Origin of the sequence: Sphingobacterium siyangense (assembly GCF_023277505.1) — a bacterium.
GTDB classification, from domain to species: domain Bacteria; phylum Bacteroidota; class Bacteroidia; order Sphingobacteriales; family Sphingobacteriaceae; genus Sphingobacterium; species Sphingobacterium siyangense.
Window position 1 is genome coordinate 1,728,165 of the sequence record NZ_CP080574.1, and the last position, 23,425, is coordinate 1,751,589.

Annotated in this window: 22 protein-coding genes; 10 read left to right on the forward strand and 12 right to left on the reverse strand. The window is 41.1% G+C overall.

Features of this window, described 5'->3' with window-relative positions:
• Positions 1–104: 104 nt before the first annotated feature.
• Entirely contained in the window at positions 105–650 is a 546-nt protein-coding gene (locus K2F45_RS07065; RefSeq protein WP_157625962.1) for a type II secretion system protein GspG, read from the reverse strand.
• A gap of 237 nt (positions 651–887) precedes the next feature.
• On the opposite strand from K2F45_RS07065, the gene K2F45_RS07070 reads away from it, so the two are divergent.
• The 5 genes from K2F45_RS07070 to K2F45_RS07090 all read left to right on the forward strand — a co-directional run bounded on the left by K2F45_RS07070 (position 888) and on the right by K2F45_RS07090 (position 3,598).
• Positions 888–1,247 (forward strand): hypothetical protein, encoded by a 360-nt coding sequence (locus K2F45_RS07070; RefSeq protein ID WP_248933245.1) that lies wholly within the window; start codon positions 888–890, stop codon positions 1,245–1,247.
• A gap of 118 nt (positions 1,248–1,365) precedes the next feature.
• The gene (locus tag K2F45_RS07075; protein WP_157625964.1) at positions 1,366–1,815 is read left to right on the forward strand and encodes a hypothetical protein; all 450 of its coding nucleotides are present in this window, start codon (positions 1,366–1,368) and stop codon (positions 1,813–1,815) included.
• Positions 1,816–1,837: 22 nt separating this feature from the next.
• Entirely contained in the window at positions 1,838–2,260 is a 423-nt protein-coding gene (locus K2F45_RS07080) for a DUF5958 family protein (RefSeq protein ID WP_075991548.1), read from the forward strand.
• Between the two features lie 83 nt (positions 2,261–2,343).
• The gene (locus tag K2F45_RS07085; protein WP_157625966.1) at positions 2,344–3,120 is read left to right on the forward strand and encodes a hypothetical protein; all 777 of its coding nucleotides are present in this window, start codon (positions 2,344–2,346) and stop codon (positions 3,118–3,120) included.
• 64 nt (positions 3,121–3,184) lie between these two features.
• Positions 3,185–3,598 (forward strand): hypothetical protein, encoded by a 414-nt coding sequence (locus tag K2F45_RS07090; RefSeq protein WP_075991550.1) that lies wholly within the window; start codon positions 3,185–3,187, stop codon positions 3,596–3,598.
• Between the two features lie 78 nt (positions 3,599–3,676).
• Here the strand turns inward: K2F45_RS07090 and K2F45_RS07095 are convergent, their stop codons facing one another.
• From K2F45_RS07095 to K2F45_RS07135, 9 genes are all read right to left on the reverse strand, one after another.
• On the reverse strand, positions 3,677–4,714 hold the full coding sequence (locus K2F45_RS07095) for a leucine-rich repeat domain-containing protein (RefSeq protein WP_075991551.1): 1,038 nt from the start codon (positions 4,712–4,714) through the stop codon (positions 3,677–3,679).
• Positions 4,715–4,930: 216 nt separating this feature from the next.
• Complete coding sequence (locus K2F45_RS07100) at positions 4,931–6,328, reverse strand: alpha-L-fucosidase (RefSeq protein ID WP_216640450.1); 1,398 nt, start codon at positions 6,326–6,328, stop codon at positions 4,931–4,933.
• Positions 6,329–6,345: 17 nt separating this feature from the next.
• Positions 6,346–7,803, reverse strand: a complete 1,458-nt coding sequence (locus K2F45_RS07105; protein ID WP_075991553.1) for a hypothetical protein — start codon at positions 7,801–7,803, stop codon at positions 6,346–6,348.
• A 133-nt stretch (positions 7,804–7,936) separates the two neighbouring features.
• Entirely contained in the window at positions 7,937–8,968 is a 1,032-nt protein-coding gene (locus K2F45_RS07110; RefSeq protein WP_075991554.1) for a LacI family DNA-binding transcriptional regulator, read from the reverse strand.
• Between the two features lie 242 nt (positions 8,969–9,210).
• Positions 9,211–9,564, reverse strand: a complete 354-nt coding sequence (locus K2F45_RS07115; RefSeq protein WP_182982500.1) for an Ig-like domain-containing protein — start codon at positions 9,562–9,564, stop codon at positions 9,211–9,213.
• 24 nt (positions 9,565–9,588) lie between these two features.
• Positions 9,589–11,544 (reverse strand): RagB/SusD family nutrient uptake outer membrane protein, encoded by a 1,956-nt coding sequence (locus K2F45_RS07120; RefSeq protein ID WP_248933246.1) that lies wholly within the window; start codon positions 11,542–11,544, stop codon positions 9,589–9,591.
• A gap of 11 nt (positions 11,545–11,555) precedes the next feature.
• Positions 11,556–15,038 (reverse strand): SusC/RagA family TonB-linked outer membrane protein, encoded by a 3,483-nt coding sequence (locus K2F45_RS07125; RefSeq protein ID WP_248933247.1) that lies wholly within the window; start codon positions 15,036–15,038, stop codon positions 11,556–11,558.
• Between the two features lie 196 nt (positions 15,039–15,234).
• Positions 15,235–16,428 (reverse strand): FecR family protein, encoded by a 1,194-nt coding sequence (locus tag K2F45_RS07130; protein ID WP_075991558.1) that lies wholly within the window; start codon positions 16,426–16,428, stop codon positions 15,235–15,237.
• Between the two features lie 84 nt (positions 16,429–16,512).
• Positions 16,513–17,232, reverse strand: coding sequence for an RNA polymerase sigma factor (locus K2F45_RS07135; protein ID WP_248933248.1), 720 nt, complete (start codon positions 17,230–17,232; stop codon positions 16,513–16,515).
• 347 nt (positions 17,233–17,579) lie between these two features.
• On the opposite strand from K2F45_RS07135, the gene K2F45_RS07140 reads away from it, so the two are divergent.
• Entirely contained in the window at positions 17,580–18,944 is a 1,365-nt protein-coding gene (locus K2F45_RS07140) for a tetratricopeptide repeat protein (RefSeq protein ID WP_075991560.1), read from the forward strand.
• A 6-nt stretch (positions 18,945–18,950) separates the two neighbouring features.
• Here the strand turns inward: K2F45_RS07140 and K2F45_RS07145 are convergent, their stop codons facing one another.
• Positions 18,951–19,853 carry an energy transducer TonB gene (locus tag K2F45_RS07145; RefSeq protein WP_248933249.1) on the reverse strand — a complete coding sequence of 301 codons (903 nt, stop codon included), beginning with the start codon at positions 19,851–19,853 and terminating at the stop codon, positions 18,951–18,953.
• Between the two features lie 204 nt (positions 19,854–20,057).
• Between K2F45_RS07145 and K2F45_RS07150 the strand changes: the two genes are divergently transcribed.
• The 3 genes from K2F45_RS07150 to K2F45_RS07160 all read left to right on the forward strand — a co-directional run bounded on the left by K2F45_RS07150 (position 20,058) and on the right by K2F45_RS07160 (position 21,691).
• Positions 20,058–20,447, forward strand: coding sequence for a DoxX family protein (locus K2F45_RS07150; RefSeq protein ID WP_075991562.1), 390 nt, complete (start codon positions 20,058–20,060; stop codon positions 20,445–20,447).
• Between the two features lie 339 nt (positions 20,448–20,786).
• A complete protein-coding gene (locus tag K2F45_RS07155; RefSeq protein ID WP_075991563.1) occupies positions 20,787–21,038 on the forward strand; it encodes a hypothetical protein in 252 nt (83 codons plus the stop codon).
• Positions 21,039–21,091: 53 nt separating this feature from the next.
• Positions 21,092–21,691 carry a hypothetical protein gene (locus K2F45_RS07160; protein WP_075991564.1) on the forward strand — a complete coding sequence of 200 codons (600 nt, stop codon included), beginning with the start codon at positions 21,092–21,094 and terminating at the stop codon, positions 21,689–21,691.
• A 95-nt stretch (positions 21,692–21,786) separates the two neighbouring features.
• On the opposite strand, the gene K2F45_RS07165 is transcribed toward K2F45_RS07160, so the two are convergent.
• Positions 21,787–22,176, reverse strand: a complete 390-nt coding sequence (locus K2F45_RS07165; RefSeq protein WP_075991565.1) for a VOC family protein — start codon at positions 22,174–22,176, stop codon at positions 21,787–21,789.
• Positions 22,177–22,251: 75 nt separating this feature from the next.
• Here K2F45_RS07165 and K2F45_RS07170 point away from each other — a divergent pair, with 75 nt between their 5' ends.
• Positions 22,252–23,421, forward strand: coding sequence for an MFS transporter (locus K2F45_RS07170; RefSeq protein WP_075991566.1), 1,170 nt, complete (start codon positions 22,252–22,254; stop codon positions 23,419–23,421).
• The last annotated feature ends 4 nt before the right edge of the window (positions 23,422–23,425 follow it).

The following is a 23,425-nucleotide window of genomic DNA, read 5'->3' on the forward strand; positions in this document are numbered from 1 at the left end:
TACTTTTAGTATTTTGATGTTTTTGCTTTGGTTCCGAATTATAGGATAATATATCGCTATGATTATGGGGCTAGGTTTTATGATTCGGAGATATATCAGCTGTTTTAATTGCTTTTATATATAATATCATCTTTAGAATTGAATATTTTATCTTTTCCAGCAGAAGTTAAAGTGTAAGAGCTATCATTGTTGGTCGTGTAATATTTATAACTCGTATTCCATCGATCCTTTTTCCATTCTGCTCTTATAGGGTTGTTTCCGATAAGGGAATCTAGACTGCGAGGATAAGGCTTATCATCTTTTTTATAGCTTTCTAAAACTGCAGTAATTTCTGCACAATCACGGATTGTATATTTTTCTTTAAAATAGTTTTTAGTTGAAAGATATAAAGTAGTAAATATTATCATGCAGACAAATAAAACAATACCGGTTAAGCTGATAAGTCTTTTTATCGAATCAATATTAATCTTGATTGCTTTCCATTTTGCATATTTTGTTGAAACGATCAGGATTGCACCGAGAGCCATAAATAGTACATAAACAAGGCTGGGCCAAAGTCCAAAGAAGACCATTCCTATAGTTAAAACTAAGCCAATAGTGAACAGGATATTCCCTATTATAATTATTATTTTTTTTAATCTATTATCCATAGATACCCCGTTAAATATTCTCTTTTAGTTGAATTAAAAATAAAGGAAAATATTTGATTTTTTTCTTTAAATTCCTTAGCGGATGAGGCGTCTGTTAAGGAATAGATGTCGACCTATTAAGCATGGATAAAAAGCTGCTGTTGCAATTTCGGGACGCTAGATATCTTTTAGATAGTAGTAAAAAAGGTGTCGAGACAGATGTAGTTTGGTTGACAGTTTATAAAAAGTAAAAAGGTTATGAAATTTAAAGTTCGATTTCCAGCTCCTTATCAAGTTATCGATGTATATGATGATAACCTTGATGTCAACATTATTTTAGAGAATGATGAGGTTTATTTTGGAACATTGTTTACGTTGACTAATATCGATAAACTGATGGAGAAAAATCGTGAAATTTATTTTTGGTCTACAGATATGCTTATTGTAAAAGAGCTCTCTTACCGGGGGATTCATGCAGCTCTTCAAGCTATATTAAATGAGGGCTATTTTTTCTCCGTTTTCAGTAAGATAGGTGTGGTCAAGGATATTTATTCGCATTTGGAGTGGAAACATTTTTCGGATGTAGTATCGGAGATAAAGGCGCATTTCATTGAATGAAACTAATGAAACAAGGCCCAATGCTGATAGACGGGCTTTGCTATTTACTTCAGGTGGCCCTGTAAAAAAGAGGGTATTTATGTTTAATAATGATTTATCTACATTAACGCGGTAAAAGATGAAGAAAATTGTGCTAATAATTTTAAGTTTTTTTGTTTGCTTTATAGTTTATGGCCAAAGTAAGGACGAATATAAGAGAATGGTTGATACAGCAATTATATTACAAACAAAGTATCTTGATCAAAACCCATATAATGAAGATATTTATTTGATTGATGCCAATGATCGAGCATATTATCTTTCGTTGGATAATAAAAAGAATAAATTCAGCTCAATAGATGTAAATGATAAAAAAAATAAAGGCCGTTTAAAAAAAGGTATTCATGCTTGGAAGATTTTACCAATCCTAAATGGTAATAGATTGACCGTTAATATCGTTGACTTCCGTGTTAGATATAAAAATGATAATTACAGCTTTGCCAATACAGGAGGTGCTATCGTAATATTTGAATATCATTGTGCAACTGGAAAATGGGTACTTATGAAAACAACATGGTCGGGGATATAATCTTATCCTTACTTATATAAATATGAAATTAGAAGACCAAATTTTAGTCAATCGGTTTGGACAAGGTTTGATTGCAATTGATCAATTAACAACAGGTTTTAGATTACTTGAATTGATGACGAAAAAGAAATTTCTAAACGAACTTCTTTTTCTAATTATGCAGTCTAAACCGGAGGAAGGAGATATTGAACCCGCGATTATAAAAAGTGATTTAAAGTCCACTTTTATCCCCTGCGTTCTACTTAAAAAAGGGGTTGCAAACCATAATTTGAAAAAAATTATAAATCTGCCGGAATATGAGTTAACAAAGGCATTTGTGCTGCTTTTAAATTTATTTAAAGTAGCTTATGAGAGAAGATTTATTAATGAAAAAGATAATCCTCACAAATGGTGGTATTGGGATTTGTCTGATCATGAAAAGCTTGAGAGGGTAATGGTATCTTAAGGAAGAAGGGTATGACGTTGGGCTCGAATAAATCAGCCGAGGGTTATGTCTGTTCTATTAAAATTGGGAAAATAATGAGATTTATGAGAGGAAGCGCATTTATTTGCATGGTCGTCGTAATTTTTACAGTTTCTTGTAATAGTACCCCTAAAGATCATGTTTTGGCTGAGGCCGTAACAGTCAATAGTGATATGTTTGGTGCTTCGGATTACGCTATTGAAATACGAGAAGACTCCTCATATCGGGTAATTGATTATTCCCTAGGTCTTGATTCTGCTACGTTGGAATTAATCGATCCCACAGAAAATCCGCTATTGTTGGCAGAGAATACTATAACGGGTAGAACTAGAATAGATGGAAATACTTTCTTCTTTACTCCTGGTTTTAAACAGGTTAATAAGGCTTTATTACGAAATGGCTTTATGGATTTATATATAGGGGATAGTTTCTTCAGGAGACTACGGTTACAAAAAGGGAACACGTATAGTACAAATTATTTCGATCAAAAGAGGTTTCATGATTATGCAATTTTCAATGCTCCAAAGGATTCTGTTTTTGATAATAGTTATAATCTGAATCAAAGAGATTTAATTTTTATTGATTCTGTTCTAACATCAATTTTGAAAAATAAAGAGGGCAATAATGCATTTTACAAACAATTGAAAGTTTATAGTAATTCAGATAGTGTACTTGTTGACGTAAATATCTTCTTAAAGAATAATAAATCTCTTAAGGATTTTTTTAGGTACTATCCTATAATTTCTTTTGATTCGCCCACATATGAAGGTACCTATGGGAAATTAGAAATTAATCTTTCAAAACGCACTTTCTCCGAATTAATAATGTCTGATGACTTTTGATTTTTAAAATTCAAGGCGAATAAACTGTCAGACTAACATTGCTATTAAATTAAATGTCTGTAATATGGATTTTGAAGAAATAAATAGAATTTTGTTTTTTACATTAAATGATATTTGCCCGATTGGGACAAGTAGAATATCAATGATGTCAATAGATGATCGGTATGCGGGATACCCATTTCTACGTTTCAGATTTAAGGAAAAAGATAAAAATGATGTTATATATAGCAAAATCAGGGATGCTGTAAAAGATTTTAAAGGGCTATTGTCATGGGAAATGATAACCTTTAATGATGTGCCAAATTATTTAATTTTGCCTACTTATGTTTATAGTGAGGGAAGGCGAGCGAGCGGTGATTTAAATGAGCATTTAATAGCAAAATATGGAGAAAATTTATATCGAAAAATGATTGATCAAGCTATTGTTGATATTCCAAATTTAGCAAAGTCGATTAGAGATAAATTTCATGAACAATAATTGTATCGCGTGTAATTTGGAATGAATAATTTCGAATGTTAGCCCAAAAATTATCTTTTGGGCTAACTTTAAAAATGTTTAATCATTCATCTCATCATAATAGACATCCGTCTTGCTGAGGATCTGCTGTACCTGTTCGTACTGTTTTTTGCTAAGCCCTGTATCGTTCAAAAAGAAGAGACCGCTCCATTTTATTTTTTTGACAGAAGCCAAAAATGGTTCCCATTGCAGGGGATTATTCGTAAATGGTACAAACACCAGTTTGGGATTATTGTACAATGCGGCGGGGAAGCTTGTAAATTGATTGAAAGAAAAATTGGCCTTTTCTAGTTTTTTTAATGCAGCAATAGATTTTGGCAGTGTCGATAGCCCCGCATGTTCTATGCCGAGTTCTTTTAGTTCGGGCAACTGCTCAAATAGATCGGGCAGATCTGTCAGCTTGGTCTCACCTTTGTAATTGCCCGAAAGGTATAGGAAAGACAGCTTGTTCAAACTAAAAATTTCTTTGGGAAAAGTGCTGAACAGATTTCCGTTAAGCCCGAGCTGTTTTAAGTTTTTGAGTTGTGCAAAGGATGCCGGCAAACCCGTCAAGGGATTGTTGCAGTCGAATTCTTCCAACGCTGTCAGATTGGAAATACTTGCGGGAAGTACACTGAGATTATTTCTGCTTAACGCGATCTTTTTAAGTTTAGGATGGGCGGCTGTGATTTCAGGAAATGTGCTGATGTCTAGATTGCTAATTTCCAGTGACTCCATTTGATTGCCTTCGTCCATAATCTTTTGCAGGATTTCGCTGCTGAGCTTCTTTCCAGAGATGGAAGAACCCAGGAATAAGGTTTTTACCTGAGCTAGGTCTGTGCTTACCAATTCCTCCAGTTTCTCCAGATTGAATTCTTGCCCATCCGTCTTTTTGATGCGCACCTGATCTGCCGCCCGCATGGGCATGGATATTATAGCCGCAGGCATGCTTTCCGAAGTACCCGCCTGTTCGATCACCTTTGGTGGCTCGGGGATAGGTTTCACCACGGGTGGTGGGCCCTGTTTTTTCTTTTTCTTCTGCGCTGATACGCTTAACGTAAGTAAGGATAGACTGAATACGATAATATATTTTTTCATGTGTGTGCTTTGTCTTTTGTCGTTAAAGCAAAGATGCACATTTTAAGACTAGTCTTTTCTGTGGATTTATATCCGATCGCTTTGGCTTACGATTCGTCGCACCTGGATGAATAATGGTTTGGGTTTCGTTCTGAATCGTAAAAGCTCCCTGATAATTCAATAATCAGGGAGCTTATTGTTAAAGGGAGTAAGACCGTTTGTGAAATAGGCGCTGGGCTATTTCGTTTCGATCTTGTATACGTAAATCGGAATTTCTGGGTCTTTGACAGTGGGTAAAGACAGCTGTAGGCCATCTCTTCCTTGTGTCCATTTCACCTTTGAGGAATTGCCGAGAAGTGCTAAACTTTTGATGTCGAGGCTACTTTTTGCAAGCTCCGGGATGTCGATCGTAGCCGTTGAAGGACTACGCACAAAAAGATAAACACTTTTCCCTTTCTGCGTAAAGCGGTAGTCTGATACGATTTCTTTCGACGTTGCATCATTCACGGCATCTTTCATACTGGCTTTATCCTTTTCGGTTGCTTTATTGTCCGACGGCACGGTATGCAGCGCTTGTTTGACTCCGTTCCAGACCGTAGTACCGTAAATCGCTTCACCATTGGTCTTCATCCAGTGTCCAATGATGCGAAGATTTTCCTGACTTTCAACTGGCCAGGTACCATCTCCTTTGGGGCCTACATTGAGCAGCAGGTTGCCCCCCTTGCTCACGACTTCAATAAGGTTGCGGACCAGCAGCTCGGGGCTTTTCCATTCTGTGTCATGTCTATTGTAACCCCAGTTTTCACTCATCGTGATGCAGGCTTCCCAGTTCTTCCGTGTAGTAGAAACCAGCGACTGCTCAACAACAGCATAATCGCCAAGTCCATTGCCTATCCGGCTGTTGATGATACAATTGGGCTGAATGGAATGGATCAGATCTTTGATTTCCTGACTTTGTTTTTTGGTGATCAGCTCGGGAGTATCAAACCAGATAATGCCGATAGGACCGTATTGTGTCAGCAATTCGCGCAGCTGCGGTTTGACCTTGTTTTCCACGTATTTGTTGAGGTCTTTGGCATCTTCGTCGGGATAGTCCCAGGTATTGCTGCGCCCGGCTTTGGTAGGCCAGTTGGTAGGCACATCGGGGTTTTCCCAGTCGCGGCCAAGGGAATAATAGAAGCAGAGCTTGAGGCCATATTTCTTACAGGCCACCGCAAGCTCCTTCATCGGATCTTTTGCCCAAGGGGTGCGCTTGACGATATTATAGTCGCTGACTGCTGAGTTATACATCGCAAATCCATCATGGTGTTTGGCTGTGATCACCAGGTATTTCATGCCGGCATCGTGGGCTATCTGAGCCCAACGGTCGGCATCAAAGCCTGTTGGATTAAACTGATCGGCGATCTTTGCATAGGTCTTGACGGGTATGCGTTCGTAGAGCATAAAATGCTCGCCACCTTTGGTGGGATGGCCATTCCAGTCGCCCGCGGTCTGGGAATAGAGCCCCCAGTGCAGAAACAGACCAAATTTCCCGTCGGTAAACCAGGGAGTGGGCTGGCCCGACACTTTGAATGCCATTAAGGCGAATACCAGAGCCAGGAAGCTACTCGTGTTTCTTAAAAATAAGTTATGCATCGTATTTCCCAAGTTTTCTAACGGTTTTGTACTTTCATGGATGAAACCTTATCGTTAAAAGTCGAGAGATAGGAAGACGAAGAGGTGACAACAAGACTATCTCCCGTAAAATTGTTGCCGTTGTATAAAGTTACTTTAACATTGGCACCAACTTTAATAGAAGAGATGCTATTGTCTGTCACGCCTTTTGCTAATAAATCCGAAGTAGTATATTGCCCTTTGCCAAAGCTTCCTTTCACACCGGCATAGGACGCATTGGAATAGGTATACACCGAATCTTGATTGGTTGTCATGAGATCATTGACATAGTTAAATTCGTAAACATTAGAAGTTGTGTAGCCATTTTGCAATAATAATTTTAGCTTAAGTTCGTAAGGTGTATTGCCTTTGTAGTAAAGCTCATTCAGATCTATAGTCCCTTGGATGACTCCAGAGGAAACGGGGGCAAATTTCCAGGTAACTGCATTGTAATCTTTGTTGGCTCCTGTGCCTTCGTTGTTTACATTGGGATCCATATAAACCAATATCTCACTCACAGGCAAATTGGACGTATAATTTCCAGTAATAAAGATTTTTTGCTGACTGTTGTCAATGGCAAATTGAGGTTGTACCGAATATGTAGGTGCCTGATAAGGGCTAGCTGTCGTCACTGCAGGTTGAAAAACTTCATTTCTGTTGAGAATTGCTGCATCAGAGCCGGTTAGAAAAGTAGGCTGTCCCTTGCTAAAACTCACATTGCCGCTTCCCATCAATGATGTACCCAGTGTAGGTTCTTCACTGACATATTTAGCGCGGTTATGGGGTAAATTTAATCCATGGCCCAATTCATGTAACATGCCGCCGAGATAGTTTGAGCTAGGGTTTGGAATTCCATTGACAGACATGGAGGAATTATCTACTGCAAAGCAGTATTTCCCATAACCATAGAATGGTTGGCTGTTATCACCATCTGTTCTTGCTGGCAAAAGTACCAAATAGTGATTGTTGGATGAAAATTGGCTTGGATGGGCAGCTTTATATGTATTGATCTCATTTATAATTTTACCAGCGGATACGGCCGAGCTGTAGGGGTAGTCCGCTTGAGCTCCTGCGGCCGGAATTTCTATGATGTTAACTAGGCCTGCAGAATCTTTTGCCAGGCCCAGATAGCTGCTATAACCATAGCGACCCATCTCATTATGCAGCCAGTCCTGGAAATGGACAAATAGCTGGGATAACCGTGTTTTATAGTTAGGCAATGCTGGATTGTCTGTGGGTACAAACATGATTATATTGAGATTTACTGGATTAGTCACAAAGGTAAGGTTGGAAAGTGCGGTGTCTATGGCACCATTCGATGACGCTTTTAAACGTTGAGTTTCTGCTGCATTTTGCTCTACCAATGGCTTTGAACAGGCAAAAATAAGTGATAGGACCGCGGTGGACAATGCAAATCCTTTCATGATCTGCATCCGTCTTTTTGTTTGTTTTGTCATAATTTTTGAAGTAAATAATTTATAATTGTTAATGTATATTGGTGGCTATAGTAAAGATTATATTTTGGTTTACAGTGTTTTGTGTTTAAGTCAATCGTTTGCATAATTCGCGAAAACGTTTCAATTCATATATTTATTCAGAAGACTTGCGTGTTAGGATAGAGGCCTGTAATTCGATGTTCTGATATTGCGTTGTGATCTTGTGATCCGGACTGTCCAAAATTTTATTGAGAATAGCAAAAGCCTGAGATCCGATTTCACGCGAAGGCTGTACTACGCTTGATAATGAGGGTTGAAATATAGTTGTGTATTGAAAATTAGCAAAGCCTAGAAGAGCAATGCGCTCTGGTACAGTAATTCCGATTGCATGTAAAGCTTCTAACGTTAAATAGGTGAGCTGGTCGGATGCGGTAAAAATTGCCTCGGGCAAAGCTCTTGAATCAACGAGACCTGTGAGATGGTTTTTTAATTGATCCAGCACATCTACTCTTTTTCTATTCGTTTCTATCGACAGTAGATCATTTGAATTAAATGTGATGTCAAAATCCCGAAGACATTGAATATAACCACGCTGACGCTCTAGTGATGTGCCCCGCGATTGATTGGAAATAAATAGAATCTTCCTTTTGCCCTGATTGATTAACTGAGAAATCCCTTGGTAAACGACTTTGAAATTGTCTATTCCGATTTTATACGTGTTTATTTCGTAATTGGTTCGGTCAATAAGTACAATAGGTATACCTTTGTCAATTAATCGTTGAAGATACGTTAATGTCGTTTTATCGCCCGTTGCTGCAATCACGACGGCATCTGCTCCCTTTTTATATAACATTTCTAAATGTTTTAATTCAAGCCGGGGGTCGTCTACACTTTGCATAATGATTAGGTTGTAAGTCGTGTCTGACATCTCTCTTTCAATTCCTTCGAGAATCTGTGAGAAAAATGGATTGCCAATCGAAGGAACGATCATACCAATAATATTTGTTCGTCCCGTACGCAATAGTTTAGCGTATTGATTGGATTGATAACCATGCTCATCAGCAAATTTTTGAATTTCAACCTTCGTTATGGCACTGATTTCGTGACTATTTGAGAGCGCTTTAGAGACGGTGCCTATAGAGTATCCTAAAGCTTTGGCGATATCTTTTATAGTTATTTTTTTCATGTTGATGAATTGCCTTTTCGAAAAATCGGAATGGAGAAACTTCAAGTAAACATTGTTAATCGCTTTGATCCCTAGTATTTGTTGTCGGTTGCCTGTTTGACGTTTTTAGCTGTCATATTCCTTCGTCGATAAAACAAGACTATCAGGCAAAACTAAAAACGCCTGATAGTCTAAACTAAACACTAAACTAACAAATGGTCATCTCTTACCATTATTCTTTTGACTTGTTCATATGTCCGCTTTTATTTGGTTACATTGACAATATACCAAACATTGAGTTCGCCAGATCGTATGGTGATGGTATCCTTACCGACTGTTAAGCCGGTAACCAAGCCTGTATTACTATATGTTGCGATTTCTGGATGTTTGCTGGTATAGGTCGCCTCAGTGACGCTGCGGTTTCCCGGATTGACTGCAAGATTGATCTGAAGCGGCGTTCCGATTTTAACAGGAATCTGCATGAAACCTCCAGAAAGTACAGCTTCCCGAACAGTCAAGTTGTCTTTAATGGGCCCCAGGTCCTTTTTGCATGCGTTCAACCCCATAGTTACACATAGGAGGCTAATCGACAGGTAGATATATGCTTTAATTTTCATAATGTTATTTCTTTTTAATACGTATTATTTTGCACCCAGCCATCCCGGATTTTGAACCAGCTGATTACCATCTAAAGTCAGATCGTATAAAGGCAACGGCCAATAGTAGCGGTAGTCTGCCCATAAGGCGACACCATCAGCAATGTTGGCACTCCGCGGATAAGCGATGATAAATCCGTTATTATCTAAAAAGATGTCTTTATTGACTTCTTCTTTTAGGGCAATAACCGGTTTGGCGGTATGAGTACCGTCGTAGAGTTTTCCTTTTTCTGCTGTAAATTTCATACCCCGTAACGGAACCGTCATCAGGTTGCCGGCCTTCCATCGCATCAAGTCTTCATATCGACGGTCTTCCAGGACCATCTCGATACGGCGTTCCCTTCTTATTTCACGGATGATGGGGCTAACGGAATAATCAAGTTTTGCAGCATAGATTTCATCGAGCCTTGGATCGGCAGGGAGGTTGCCAAGCTCGAGTTTGCTGCTCGGATATTTCGCAAAGTCAAATCCCGCGCGTTGACGTAATAGATTGATTGTTTTATCTAGGTCGTTCTGCGTCAATGTACCTAAAATGGCTTTTGCTTCTGCTAACATCAGCAATACCTCTCCATAGCGGAATTCAATAGCCGTTTGTTGTCCGTTTGTTGTCGCTTCATTTTCGGTACGGTCACCCATCCAGTGCTTAATAGGTAAGTAACCGGTTACGGTGGTACCACCACTGACATTGTAAGATAGCCGAGGATAGGTGATGCCGTTTTTTTCGAGGCTGGTCGTCCCATCTGTTCGATTAAACAAGGAGCGATTTTCACCGGGATAATTAATGGTCTGTTTCAGACGTGGATCCCGGTTTTCGAGTTCAGACCAGAGGCCATCGTAACCTTTGAAAAGTGGGTTGGCAGTATAGCTGCCAGCGGATCCTGACGTATAGATCGGTTTACCGTCAATACACAGATATTCATCGATCAGGCCCCGTGTTGCACCTCCAGCAGGTCTTCCGCCCGAAATACTGTTGTTCTGATCCCAATAACGCTGCGTTGCGTGACCGACAACAGTGCCATCATAAACGCGGGCTAAGATAGCCTCTTTATTGCCGTCGGAATTTGGATCTTTCTTGAATGTAAACAATTTCCAGTAAGGAGTTTCACCCGTAGCATACAATTGATAGCGACCTGAGGCGATGATTTTTTCGCAAGCATCCACAGCTGCCTCCAAAAAAGGTTTTGCTGTGCTTTGTAGAGACAGCTCGTTGTGGTAGGTCCTAAAGGAGCCTTCGAAAAGGCCAATTCTCGCTTTTAAAAACAAGGCCATATCCTGATTGATACGTCCGTCTGGACGGCCAGTAATGCCTGCAAGACCTGTAATAGCAAGATCGATTGTCTTCATTAAAGAATCAGCAACCACTGTTCGCTTATCCCGAGGTTTGTAAAGGTCCTTGCTGTCGATATTGAGGTCGCTTGAAAACCAGGGCACATCTCCAAAAAGCATAAGCTTGCGGTAGTAATCCATCGACTTAAAAAAATAGGCCTCGCCCACATATTTGTTCAGTCTGCTGATGTCATTGTTGACGGCGGGCAAAGCATTGCTGTAGTTTTTGAGGAAATAATTTACCGAGCGTAGGTTTTCCCAGGTCCAGTCTACCGACGTACCTGCATTTGGTGGAATAAAGGTGTTGTCCATCATACTGCTGATATTGCCGTAGCGGACCATATTGTCGGTCATAAAGTCGGATGCCAACAAATGGCTGCCGCCGACAACATTGGGGTTTACTTTAGCATCGGCCCAGCCTGAACCGTGTCCTAGAATATAGCGGTTATAGAGATTATTGAGGTATAATGTCAACTCCGTTTCGGTATGTAAGGAGTTGTCCTTCGATAGATCGGTCTCGGGACTTAGCTGTAAAAATTTATCGTTACAAGATTGTGTCAGCAATAAGGAGGATGCTGCGGCAATGACGATTAATCTGGATATATTTTTTTTCATAGTAGTATTAGTTAGAAAACAATTTGGGCACCAAAAGCAATTGATCTCTTTTGTGGATAGTCTGCAGATATCTGGTCGACGTCAAAAATTGTAGGTATTTTTGTGAGCTCAAAAATGTTGTAACCGGCAAGCGTGAAACGCAGGCGCTCCACACCAAATCGTTTGGTCATCTCCTGCGGTAGGGTATAGCCCAATACCGCCTGTTTAAGTCTCAGATAAGCGCCATTGATCAAGTATCTGTCCTGGACATTGACCGAAGAACCGTACATTGGAAATTCAGCATCTGTGCGGTCTGGTGTCCAAGATCTCTCATACATCCATTTTGAGCCTGCTCCACCGCCCCAGTAAGAAGATAGTCCGGCCCAGATATCACGTTTCAGCACACCTTGGAACAAAAAGTCGAGATCGAAATGTTTATATTGGACATTTCCAGTGATACCAAATCGATAACGTGGTGTAGAGTTTCCAATAACGACCCGATCGCCTGGATTTGCCAAGGTGTTCAGTCCGGCATCTATCTTTCCATCAGGAATTCCCTCCGGTCCGCCAAGATCCTGGTACCAAATATAACCTGGATATAGCGTGCCCTGATAGGCCCCGTTGTAGATCCAGTTGCCATTGCTTGGATTACGACCTGCGAAATCACTTTCCTGTAGTATACCACCGGTACGGTAACCCCATATTTCGCCGATCGTTTTACCATCATACATCACCTCCCTGCCCGAAGAGTTGGTGATCATCATGCTGGTGTTGGCAGCGTAATGCTGTACTTTGGTGAGGTAGTCGGATAGGTTGAGGCCTACACGGTAGCGGAGGTCCGCATTGATCGTTTGCTTCCAAAGGAAAGAAAGTTCAAATCCTTTGGTTTCGAGTATACCTGAGTTTTCCAGTGGCGCAGCGGTTCCCAAAGTGGTTGGAAACGAGGCACTGCCATCGGTCAGGATATCGGTGGTCTTTCTATTGTAATATTCAAATGTTACATCGAGCCTGTTTTTGAGAAATGTTCCATCAAAACCGACGTTCCATGTTCTGGCTTTCTCAAACGTAAGGTATGGGGATACGAGTCCCGGAGGATCGATATAGACTATTTGCTGCCCGTTGATTAAGTAAGGCGCTTTGCCGGTATTCATGGTTGCCTGATAGGGATAGATGGATGAAGGCTGATTTCCTAATTTCCCCCAGCTTCCACGCAATTTGAGTTCGTTGAGCCAGCTCTTAGTTCCGGCCATAAAATTCTCCTGCGATATGCGCCAACCGGCAGAGAAGGATGGAAAAGTGACAAATCGGTCTTTTTCCGTAAACTTTGCACTTCCATCATAGCGGAGATTGCTCTCAACAAAGTACTTTTCTGCAAAGTTGTAACTGACACGCCCAAATAGTGCTCGTCCCGCAAGCGTGTAGGCATTTCGGGAGACCGTATGCAGAGATGGGTCCTCAGCGGCATCAGGGTTTTGTATATCTGGCGAGATCAACTTTCTGAATGTGTTCGTGATCTGATTATATTTTGTCTGCTCCTGATTGTAGCCGACTACAGTAGCGAAATTATGTTTCTCTGCCCAGGTTTTCTTATAATCAGCATAGATGTTGACCAGATATTTGTTGGTGTTATTATTGTCAAAATACGCTCTGTTTTCAGCCGCTTCGGCCTGTTGAGAGGTATACTGCCAGGAGTCTACGACTTGGTTGAATTTGGGACTGTATCGGCTCAAGCTATAGGACTGGGGCTGATAACTGAGGTCTGCCTTTAATTTCAGCGCATTCGGTATCAAGGTAAATTCGGGCGAAATCAACAAGGATACTCTTCTGTCCATGGACTGGTTGTTTGCACCATAGCTCAGCCAGGCAAGAATATTGTCTGTATAGGTATTGGGGAGCGGATCATTGGGACCGGTTTGGATAGGCATATTGATGTTTTTGTTCGTCTCACCCATCATAGCCGACCAGATGCTGCCTTTGCCCCCAACGATATAGGGGCTATTGAAATTTGTTTGGTCGAAACCTATTTTTCCAAAAACGCTGAACCAGTTATTCACTTTGGCGTTGATATTCATCAGGGCGTTATAGCGTTTCAGTTTATCGGTATTGATCTTGTACATACCCGATTGATTCTGCATACCACCCGAAATATAATAGTTAATGGACTCGGCTCCACCACTGAGGTTGAGCGTATGTTTTTGCATCGGCGTCCATTTTTTGACGGCTTCCTCAAATGGGTTAACGTTAGCTACCCAAATAATGCTGTTCCCTTCCTGATACCATGCATTTTCGGGAGTGGGATTGTCCATGTACTTTTGGATCATCTCCAGCTTTTTTTCATCGGAAGTACCTGGTTTGCCGTTGGTCCATAATGTCCTGTCCATGCCTGATTTTTGGATCTCATACGCGTTAAGGATATCAGGTAGCCCAGAGGGGGTATCAAAGTTGGAGTCGAAGTTGTAGGCGATCTTGCCTTTCTGATTGAATTCACCCCGCTTGGTACGTACCAGTATTACCCCATAGGCTGCTTTTGTACCATAGATTGCTGCAGCAGATGCATCTTTGATAAAAGACATGTCCATGATATCATTCGGGTTGAGCTGATTCAAGGCACCGGTAGAACTCTCTACGCCGTCTATAATCACCAAAGGGTCTCCGTTTACGGATTCGAATACTCCTGTATTGCCATTGTAATTCATGGAGGTACCACCCCGTAAGTTAAACCCAGGTGTGCTGTTTGGCGAACCATTTCCGAAGGTGATGTTTAGATTGGGAACAAGACCCTGTAAAGCCTGCCCGATATTGGCTACCGGTCGATTTTCAAAGGCCTCTTTGCCAACATGTGAAATGGCTCCTGTTAAGTTGACTTTCTTTTGTGTGCCGAATCCGACAACAACTACTTCCTCCAATGCACTGTCATTCTCCTCCAATGCTATTGTCAAAGCACTGGCTGTTGCACTGTTAAACCGCACAGTCTGTGGTTTGAAGGAAAGGTGCGAAATGGTCAGCGTACCTTCCGCCTGGACTGTTTGCAGGGAAAAGTTTCCTTTACTATCGGAAGAGGTCCTGCTGTTGCCGCCGTTGATGCTGATCGTTGCGTTTTCGATGGGCTTGCCATCTTTTTTTGCTACCAATTGCCCTTTGATGGTAGATTGCTGTTGCAGCGTTTGGGGCATACTCTTTGGCGCACTTGGCAATACAATAATATGGTTTTTGTGCATTTCAAACTGCAGGGGCAACTCGTCTGAAAGCTTTTTGAGAACGTTTTCCAGTTTTTGGTTGGAGACGTCTACATTTACCTGCTTGAGATCATTAAAGAGACTTTCGTCATAAAAGAAATGATATCCGGTCTGTTTTTTGATTTCTGTAAAGACCGATTTTAGATTTCCTTTATTGATATGCAGGGTAACCTGTTGGGCTTCGGTTTTACCGTAGACACCATAGGTAAATAGTAAACCCAGGAAAAGGGTGGCTTTCACCTTTTTGGAAAAGAGAGGTGCAAAGCTAGGTTCAGCCATTCGGTTCCCGAATAGGTAATCTTTACATTTGATAAAGTAATTCATATTTTCAGTAATAGGGTTGGTTTTTTGTTTAATTCACATATAGATGTTATTCAAGCACTGCCGAATAGAGTAATAGCAATGTTTGTTGGAGTAGGTAAATATTTAAATCATCTTTGGTCCTCCTTTGGTTTTTAAAAATTGGTTTATCTTTTTAGTTTTTGTTCTTTACGGTAACGGTTTTTCTGTCAATTTCAAATTCAAGGCCGGCCCCGCGTTTAATGAGTTCTAAGGCTTCGGCGAGGCTTACACTTCGGCTCATGCTCCCGCCAAACTTTTTCTTACTGATCGGTCCTTTGTAGATAACCTGGATATCATACCAGCGTGCCAGCTGTTCCATAATGTCCTGAATCTGGTCGTGTTCGAAATAGAAATAGCCATGTTGCCAGGCGGTTTCTTTTTCAATATTTGCCTGAGAGACGCGCATGGCGCTGCCGTCGAATTCGACTTTCTGTCCAGGTACGATTTGTTTGGTCGTATTATTTTTATTGGTCAGCTGGATACTTCCATTGATTAATGTGACATTGGAGGCCACATTGCTGTAGGCCGTCAGATTAAAGGCGGTCCCCAGTACTTTAATATCACCGTGTGTCGTGCTGACGATGAAGGGCCGATTTTTTTCGTGGGCCACTTCAAAGTAGGCTTCGCCCCGTAGTTCCACATTGCGGGTCGATTTACCAAAGGCCAAAGGATAGCTCAGCTCGGAAGCTGAATTGATCCAGACTTTGGTGCCATCGGGTAGGACCATCCGGTAGAAGCCCGATTCGGGTACTTTCAATGTGTTCTTTAGGCTTGCAAGTTCGGCCTGTCCGCTGTTTGGTTTGTAATGCAACTGGCCATCTACGATCTGAAGTTGTTCGCCATGCGTTTCCTCTATAGTCGTCTGCTTGTCAGAAAGAGCGACAGTTTTACCATTGGAGAGGGTAAGCGTGGCTTTCTGCCCGCCGGGTAATACATCGTTGTTATACCGATAGACTTGATCGGCGACAATTTGTTTGTCCTGAGGAGCAGAGTTTAGAAACCATGCGACACCTAAAAAGATGAGTAGGCTGGCTGCAAGACTTGCATAGATCTTTAGTTGGCGCATGCCGCGGGTATGTAATGGTCGTTTTGCTGGTTTGGCCGACGCATAGTGTAGTATCTTCGCTCTAGCCTGATCCAGGTCCAGTCTATCCCAGAACTCTGCATCGCTAGATCTGAGCCCCTGACTGGTATATCGTTCCCATTGTTCGCGTAGGGTCGGATCATCTTCAAAGATTTTTTGGAGAGCCTGCATATCTGCTTGACTCAATGTCCGGCTAAAGTGCTTGACTAAGAAATCTACGAGTATAAATTGGTGATCCATCATGTTGTTCAATTGGCTGTATAAAGAGAAGAGCCACGGGGGGCGCAAAAGGATGGAAGGAAAAAAAATAAAAATTATAAATAATTGTTATTCAGTGAGTAAAAATAACAAGAGGAGGAGTGCTCGTGCATCTAAACGTGATCTGAGAAGCTGTATCGCTCGTTTTTTCTGACTTTTGACGGTGTTGATGGAGATGGTCAGGTTGCCCGCAATTTCTTCGTTTGAGAGTTTGTCGAAGATGGCCATATGCAATACCTGTCTGCAGCCCTGAGGAAGTTGATGAATGGCTTCCATGAGCTGGTCTATGACTTCGGCCTGTATCATGGCATCCATGACTGTCTGCTCTTCGATCATATCTTTGTCAAGCTGATCGAAGTATTTACTTTTTATTTTTTCACTGCGGAAGTGTTTGAGGCAATTGTTTCGGATGGCAATGAAGAGATAACCTCGGCGTGTATTTTCATCATCGGGTAGGGTACTGCGTCCCTCGCAGAGCCCTGCGAAAAAGCTCTGAACAACATCTTCAGCCAAAGCTTCGTCGTGTAGGATATTGTTTGCAAAGAGACAAAGCTGTCGGTAGTATTGCTGAAAAAGAGATTCAATATCGTAAGGTAAAGCTATCTGCAAATTTTCCACCTTGTTTGATGATGTATAAAGAAATTGACATAACAGGAGCTCTGGGAGCACGGTATAAATATAGGGAAATATGCTTAGGTTTTGGATTTGAGGAAGGCAGCTGTTCTTATATTTCTTCGAAAACGTTTGAGTACCCGCTACTGTTCTGTTGCCGACATCGATCTGTTCCATAGGGAACGGCCATGATGTGGTAAAGTACCCTTTGTCTATCTGAAAAAGCGGCCTGCTCTTCGTAGATCGGCCGCTGTTTAGCTATCAAAGCTTTTTTTATCGGTATTTGTCTAGTGGCTTACGGGAACTGCTATTGCAGAGCTTTCTTTTTTTTATTAATTTTTTATATATAGAGTTAAATTCGTTGTGGTTTTTTGCCTGTATTTTATTAGCTTTATACATTCATTTTTGCTATTTAATTGTTCGCTTGGCCTCCCAATTCGATGTCTCTTGAATAGAAGAATTGAAACTTTTATCCAATTCTATAAATTATATCATAAGTTATTGCTAGTTAATTTTCATAGATAATGAATCATTTCAAGTTCCAATCTGCTGTATTCATATTTTTGTGTTGGGTGTTTGTTTACCCTGCAATAGCACAGCAGCAGACATTTCCGCAAAAAGAAGATTATTTACAGCTGCTGGAGCGCGCAGCAAAGGAAAATAAGCCGATGTTCTTGGTGGTTCATCAACGGGACGATCAGTTTATTCCTTTTAGAGGCTCTGTTTCAAAAAAAGCAAAAGATATCCTCAGTACGCAGTTTGTGTCGGGAATTGTTCAGGTGGATCGGGATGAATTTGACCATCCGTTGCAACGGGCTTTCTATTTGAACAAACCGATGTACCTTGTTACTGATAAAGATGGGATTCCTATTTTACGAATAGACAAGGCGGTTGATGGGGGAGATGAGCTGGAAAGACTCATAGACTCGGCAAATACGCTTGCAAAAGCTGAAACTCTCGGTAAGCTTATAGCAGAATATCGAAAGGGGATGCGTCAACAGTCCTTGTTGAGCAAAATACTTCGCTACAATCAGACATTTGATCAATATACAGACCAGCAGCTATTGAGTGACTATATAGCGCAGCTGACGATAGAGCAATTGAATAATTTTGAGACAGTTATATTTTTATTGAGCTGTGGCCCTGTATATAATAGTAAATCTTATTTACTGGCGCGTACCAATAACAAAATGGTGGATAGCCTCTATTCCTCTTTGCCATTGCCAGTTCGTAAAAAGATAAACAACAGGATTATACAGCGGACATTTCGGGAATCGCTCGACAAGAAAAACTTTTCTTTGGCCCAAGAAGTTGGTTATTTTGCCTATACGACATGGACGCCTAATTATTTGCGTGCATCTAATGCGCAAGCTTTTCATCCCTTGGAGTATAAGCGGCTTATGAAAGATAGCCTATCTTACATCCAGATGGCGCGGAACTATTACGATCAATCATTTTATCGGGTTGATCCTGATTCATTGTCCCGAATAGATTTTGCGCAGGATCGGCAGATCCAGTTTACACGAAACCGTCTTTTATTGGACAGTGCGCAAAACGCAGAATTCAAATCCCTAGTGGGGAAAGGGCGTAAATATTATCAGGATGACCAGGCAACTAATTTAAATTACGGTGCGCAACAGATCCTGGCTTTTGAAAAGAATAACCCGGAAGTTATATTTGATGCGATCCGTTGGCAAAAGAAAACAATAGAGCTCAAACCTGATGTGCCCGCATTCCGTTATACGATGGCTTTATTGTTGTATCGGGTTGGCTTTTATGCGCAGGCAGAAGAAGAACAACAGAGAGCTGTGAAATTATCGAAGTCAAATAAGCTCTATCAGGAGAAAATGAAGGCCGTATTGAAGCAGATGCAGTCCAGACTATTATGATCAAGGCTAATTTGGAGCGGGACCTGTATGTAAACGGATTGGAATGGTAAACTGCACACGTACAGGCATACCGTATTGATAACCCGGAGTCCATTTTTCGGCTTTCTTCAGTACTGCTATACCACTTGCTGCTGTTCCATAGCCGAGGTCATTAATCACTTCAAATTCATTTGCCAGACCATTTTTTTCAATGACAAAACTGATGAGAAGTTGTCCTGATACTTTTGCATTTAAAGCTTCTTTGGGATATTTATAATTGTGGGCAATAAAGATCATGAGGTTTTTTATCCCGCCAGGATATTCCGGTTGGACATCCCGCTGCGTATAGGGATGCACATTGCCCATACTATCTGTGCTGGTTCCTTTGCTTAATATGCCTTTTTCGTACCATTCCTCAAACTTATTTTTACCCTTTTTTAGAGTACCCTCCCAATGTCCTTGACGTAAACCATCGATATATTGGCCTTTTTCACTATTTATGCTGTCCTTAAATTCAAACTTGCCGTTTCCATTGACAATCTGTTGGCGGCCTGTTGAATCAGCATAATAGATTAGTCGGCTATGCTGGTCCTGAAAAAGAAATTCGTTGGGACTGGCTTCAGAACCGGAGAAAAATCTAATTTCTTTTAAAAGACCATTTTCGTAGTATCTTTTTAACGTATCGCTCAGTTTATTGTCTTTATATCCGGCTGATACCGCTAGGTTGCCATTGTTGTGATAACTTTCAATAATGCCTTCCAGATATAATCTTCGTGGATCAGCTACTTTGGTCCATCCATGTCTTTTTAAATTGCCATTTGGATAGTAATCGTTTACTTCGTAAAGTCCCAATTCATTTGCTGTTAACCGAATAATGTTCGTGTAAGCGGCTGAATCTTTTATAGCAGTAATACCACGATTTTTCTTCATATAAGTGACAATTGTTTCTTGCGCTTTTGCATGAATCACAAGGGCCGTAAAAAGGAGGAAAATAATGTATTTGTGTATATTTAAGGGATAATAGTGCATGATATGGTTAATTTTATTTAATCAAATATATATTTTTTAGGTGAAATAATCCGCAGCGTTGGACAAACTATTTCGAGTGGAATGATGTCCTCTAAGTAAAAGATTATGGATAAATCACCTATGCAGAAGATTGCACGAATTGGATTAGGAGCCTTTTTGGTGGTAGCCGGTATTGGACATCTGTCCTTCGCCCGCAAGGAATTTCAGGCTCAGGTGCCCGACTGGGTTCCGATCGCTAAAGATGATACGGTTGTATATTCCGGTATTGCGGAAATTGCTTTGGGTGCTGCACTGATTTTCGCGCCTGATAAACAGCGATCGAAAGTCGGAAAAATCGCAGCAGCGTTTTTTGCAGCTGTGTTTCCTGGAAATATTGCCCAATATAAAGACCATCGCGACGGCTTTGGATTGGATACGGATGGAAAGCGGCTTGCCCGTTTATTTTTTCAGCCTATATTGGTTGCATGGGCTTTGAAAAGTACATGCAAAAGTTGATCGGATGAAAACTGATGGAAACAAACTGATTTTTTGAGACACCAAACCTAAACGATCGACCCGATGGATGGCCGAGGAAAGAGCAGGTTTGTTCTTTATACCAAATTATACTTAATCACAATATTCAACCAATCTTTAGACAGTGCTTATTCAGTTTACACTGAGCAAGCACTGAATAAACGCTGTAACAAAGACTAATTTGGTCACTCTTCGATCCTGATTTTTAACACCTAAATATTAAATCTAACGGCTATTATTTTTCATTTTCTTCCTGTCCGTTTAAATAATTATATTCGCATCAAACATATAAAATAACTAACCTATAAAAGTACAGACCAGATGGAAGAAAAGAAATTAAATGAACTGAGCAATGAAGAGTTGTTGGTTCTCAAAAAGAAAGCTAAACCCACGAAAATAATCAATGCATCGATTATTGGCTTTTGTTTGGGGATCGCTGCCTACAGTGTATTCGTAGCCGGTTTAACCTGGCCTACAATTTTCCCATTAATATTGGCCATTTTGTTCTTTAAATATTTTGGGAAAAATGAGAAAGCACTGGATGCGGAGCTGAAAGCCCGAAATCTGAAATAGAAAAAGAAAACTATTGCAGCTGCGCTGTTGTTTATTTTAAAAAACAGCTTAAGATGAGAAGGGAACAAATAGAAGCATGGGTAGCGCAAGGTTACAATGTGCTGGAGCACAGGAAGCCCAAAGTTGTACAGGGCGATATCTGGTCGTATCTCAATCAGTGTGATGGCCATGGTACCGATGTATATGCGCTTTCTGAATTGCAGCAATGGTCGGATAGGGAACTTGCAGAAATGGAGCTGAAAAAATATGCCGATCAGTACGGACAGATGGGCGAGAAGCTGTTTCTGCGAAATGAAGCAATCCGAAATAAAGAATTTGATAAGTATGAAGCCTTCCTGTTGCTTTTTTTTCCGGACAGTGTCGAAAAAGAGCTGGAGGAAGCCCGGTTTTTGGCAGAGCGTGTGAAACGTGTTAGCAAGGAAGAAATGGAAAAATGGACGCTGGCCCACACAATCAATGTGCTTATATCTGATCTTCACTGCTTGGACTATGGATCCATTATGAGCGGGATGGTGATGCCATCCGAAGATGTGGTCACTTATACCGACGACGGGCTCAGTGATACCATTGATTGCCATGTTACGCCGATGGAGTTTTTCGCTCATACCAACCATGACTATTACTGGATCGATCCTGTCATAAGAAAATCCTAATGGAAGCCCTTATAAGAGCCTTTTAGGCTTACTTTTCATGCAGAATAAGGTAAAGCATCCCGATCGTGTTCGGGATGCTTTATTTTTTGAACTGTTTAAGCTACAATTTCTATCGAATTTCCCTCCGGATCAAGCACGACGCTTTCATAATAACCATCCCCCGTAGTACGGGGCTCGCTTTCGACGATATAACCATCCAACCGTAATTGCTCGGTCAAATCATCGACAGCATCCTTTCCACCGACGCTAATGGCCAGATGGGTATAGCCTTTGTTGAGGCTCCTATCAGCCGCGGCAGTAGTAATATCAATACGATTCATAATCTCCAAACGTGCGCCGGATTCGCGGAATTTAAGAAAATAGGATGAAAACCCTTTCTTCGGGTTATGGTACTTTTCTCCGCTTACAGTACCAAAGTATTTGGCGTAAAAAGCACGTGTTTTCTCAAGATCATCGACCCATAGGGCGAGGTGTTCTATTCGCATGGCAAATCTTTTTGTTTAATTATATTGCAATATTATGCAAATTTGCATAATATTGCAATATAAAATTTATCAGGTATGTTGAAAGAATCGATATTAAAGGCTAAGGTAGCGACACAGGTTATGTTTTTGGTATGTGGCCTCGCGTTATCAAGCTGGGCACCGATGGTACCTTTCGCCAAGGACCGTCTTGGTCTGAATGACGGAGAACTGGGGCTTTTACTGTTATGTTTGGGTGGTGGTGCACTATTAACGATGCCGCTTTCCGGATTTTTCATCGGGAAAGTTGGGAGCAGACAAGTGATTTTGATTTCAGGTTTGATAGCTGCCGTAGTGCTCCCTGTACTGTTGATGGTAACCAATAGCTATTTGATGGCCTGTGTTCTTTTTATATTTGGCTGCAGTATAGGTGGTATAGATGTGGCCATGAACGCACATGGTGTGCAGGTTCAAAATGCAATGGGTAAACCGATAATGTCATCTTTACATGGACTGTTCAGTGTAGGCGGGCTATTTGGATCGATCGGCTTGGGTTTTCTGATAAAGATGGGGTTAGTTCCTATTTATGCAGCCATTACTATAGCCATTCTTTTAATACTGCTACTGATCGTACAATATCGAAAGTTGCTGAGCTATCAAAAGGAAAAAGAAATCATTGTCCAGTTTTCCCACATTGATGAAACTCAGGTTTCAAAAAAAGGATTTCAATGGCTTAGGTGGAGTGTGCTGATACTTGGGCTGATGTGTTTCATTGCATTTTTGTCTGAGGGAGCGATGTTGGACTGGAGTGCGATTTTCTTGCGGGATCACAAAGGAGTATCTCCTGAGTTTACGGGAATTGGATATGCGGCCTTCTCCGTTGCGATGGCGGTCATGAGATTGCAGGGTGACCGATTAGTAAGTAAACTGAATAGTAAAGTTGTGGTGATAGGTGGTAGCTTATTGGCTTCATTGGGCATTTTGATCGTAGTGTGTAGTCCTTGGTTATCGCTAACGCTCATTGGATTTGTCCTTTTGGGACTGGGAGCCGCCAATATTGTTCCTGTATTTTTTAGCGAGGGTGGACGGATTGAAGGACTTTCGCCGACGGTAGCCATTCCGGTTATTTCAACAATGGGCTATGCCGGTCAGCTAGCGGGCCCCGCGCTTTTGGGGGCCATTGCGCAGCATTTTTCTTTGATCATTGCTTTCGAAACAATAGCTTTGCTTTTTCTAGTGGTAGCTCTTATCTATAAAATCAGAAAGTAATAGC

What these genes read in the sequence shown, in the direction of transcription:
- K2F45_RS07065 (WP_157625962.1), bottom strand. Translation starts at nt 650, where the DNA reads ATGGATAATAGATTAAAAAAAATAATAATTATAATAGGGAATATCCTG.
- K2F45_RS07070 (WP_248933245.1), top strand. Translation starts at nt 888, where the DNA reads ATGAAATTTAAAGTTCGATTTCCAGCTCCTTATCAAGTTATCGATGTA.
- K2F45_RS07075 (WP_157625964.1), top strand. Translation starts at nt 1,366, where the DNA reads ATGAAGAAAATTGTGCTAATAATTTTAAGTTTTTTTGTTTGCTTTATA.
- K2F45_RS07080 (WP_075991548.1), top strand. Translation starts at nt 1,838, where the DNA reads ATGAAATTAGAAGACCAAATTTTAGTCAATCGGTTTGGACAAGGTTTG.
- K2F45_RS07085 (WP_157625966.1), top strand. Translation starts at nt 2,344, where the DNA reads ATGAGAGGAAGCGCATTTATTTGCATGGTCGTCGTAATTTTTACAGTT.
- K2F45_RS07090 (WP_075991550.1), top strand. Translation starts at nt 3,185, where the DNA reads ATGGATTTTGAAGAAATAAATAGAATTTTGTTTTTTACATTAAATGAT.
- K2F45_RS07095 (WP_075991551.1), bottom strand. Translation starts at nt 4,714, where the DNA reads ATGAAAAAATATATTATCGTATTCAGTCTATCCTTACTTACGTTAAGC.
- K2F45_RS07100 (WP_216640450.1), bottom strand. Translation starts at nt 6,328, where the DNA reads ATGCATAACTTATTTTTAAGAAACACGAGTAGCTTCCTGGCTCTGGTA.
- K2F45_RS07105 (WP_075991553.1), bottom strand. Translation starts at nt 7,803, where the DNA reads ATGACAAAACAAACAAAAAGACGGATGCAGATCATGAAAGGATTTGCA.
- K2F45_RS07110 (WP_075991554.1), bottom strand. Translation starts at nt 8,968, where the DNA reads ATGAAAAAAATAACTATAAAAGATATCGCCAAAGCTTTAGGATACTCT.
- K2F45_RS07115 (WP_182982500.1), bottom strand. Translation starts at nt 9,564, where the DNA reads ATGAAAATTAAAGCATATATCTACCTGTCGATTAGCCTCCTATGTGTA.
- K2F45_RS07120 (WP_248933246.1), bottom strand. Translation starts at nt 11,544, where the DNA reads ATGAAAAAAAATATATCCAGATTAATCGTCATTGCCGCAGCATCCTCC.
- K2F45_RS07125 (WP_248933247.1), bottom strand. Translation starts at nt 15,038, where the DNA reads ATGGCTGAACCTAGCTTTGCACCTCTCTTTTCCAAAAAGGTGAAAGCC.
- K2F45_RS07130 (WP_075991558.1), bottom strand. Translation starts at nt 16,428, where the DNA reads ATGATGGATCACCAATTTATACTCGTAGATTTCTTAGTCAAGCACTTT.
- K2F45_RS07135 (WP_248933248.1), bottom strand. Translation starts at nt 17,232, where the DNA reads ATGGAACAGATCGATGTCGGCAACAGAACAGTAGCGGGTACTCAAACG.
- K2F45_RS07140 (WP_075991560.1), top strand. Translation starts at nt 17,580, where the DNA reads ATGAATCATTTCAAGTTCCAATCTGCTGTATTCATATTTTTGTGTTGG.
- K2F45_RS07145 (WP_248933249.1), bottom strand. Translation starts at nt 19,853, where the DNA reads ATGAAGAAAAATCGTGGTATTACTGCTATAAAAGATTCAGCCGCTTAC.
- K2F45_RS07150 (WP_075991562.1), top strand. Translation starts at nt 20,058, where the DNA reads ATGGATAAATCACCTATGCAGAAGATTGCACGAATTGGATTAGGAGCC.
- K2F45_RS07155 (WP_075991563.1), top strand. Translation starts at nt 20,787, where the DNA reads ATGGAAGAAAAGAAATTAAATGAACTGAGCAATGAAGAGTTGTTGGTT.
- K2F45_RS07160 (WP_075991564.1), top strand. Translation starts at nt 21,092, where the DNA reads ATGAGAAGGGAACAAATAGAAGCATGGGTAGCGCAAGGTTACAATGTG.
- K2F45_RS07165 (WP_075991565.1), bottom strand. Translation starts at nt 22,176, where the DNA reads ATGCGAATAGAACACCTCGCCCTATGGGTCGATGATCTTGAGAAAACA.
- K2F45_RS07170 (WP_075991566.1), top strand. Translation starts at nt 22,252, where the DNA reads ATGTTGAAAGAATCGATATTAAAGGCTAAGGTAGCGACACAGGTTATG.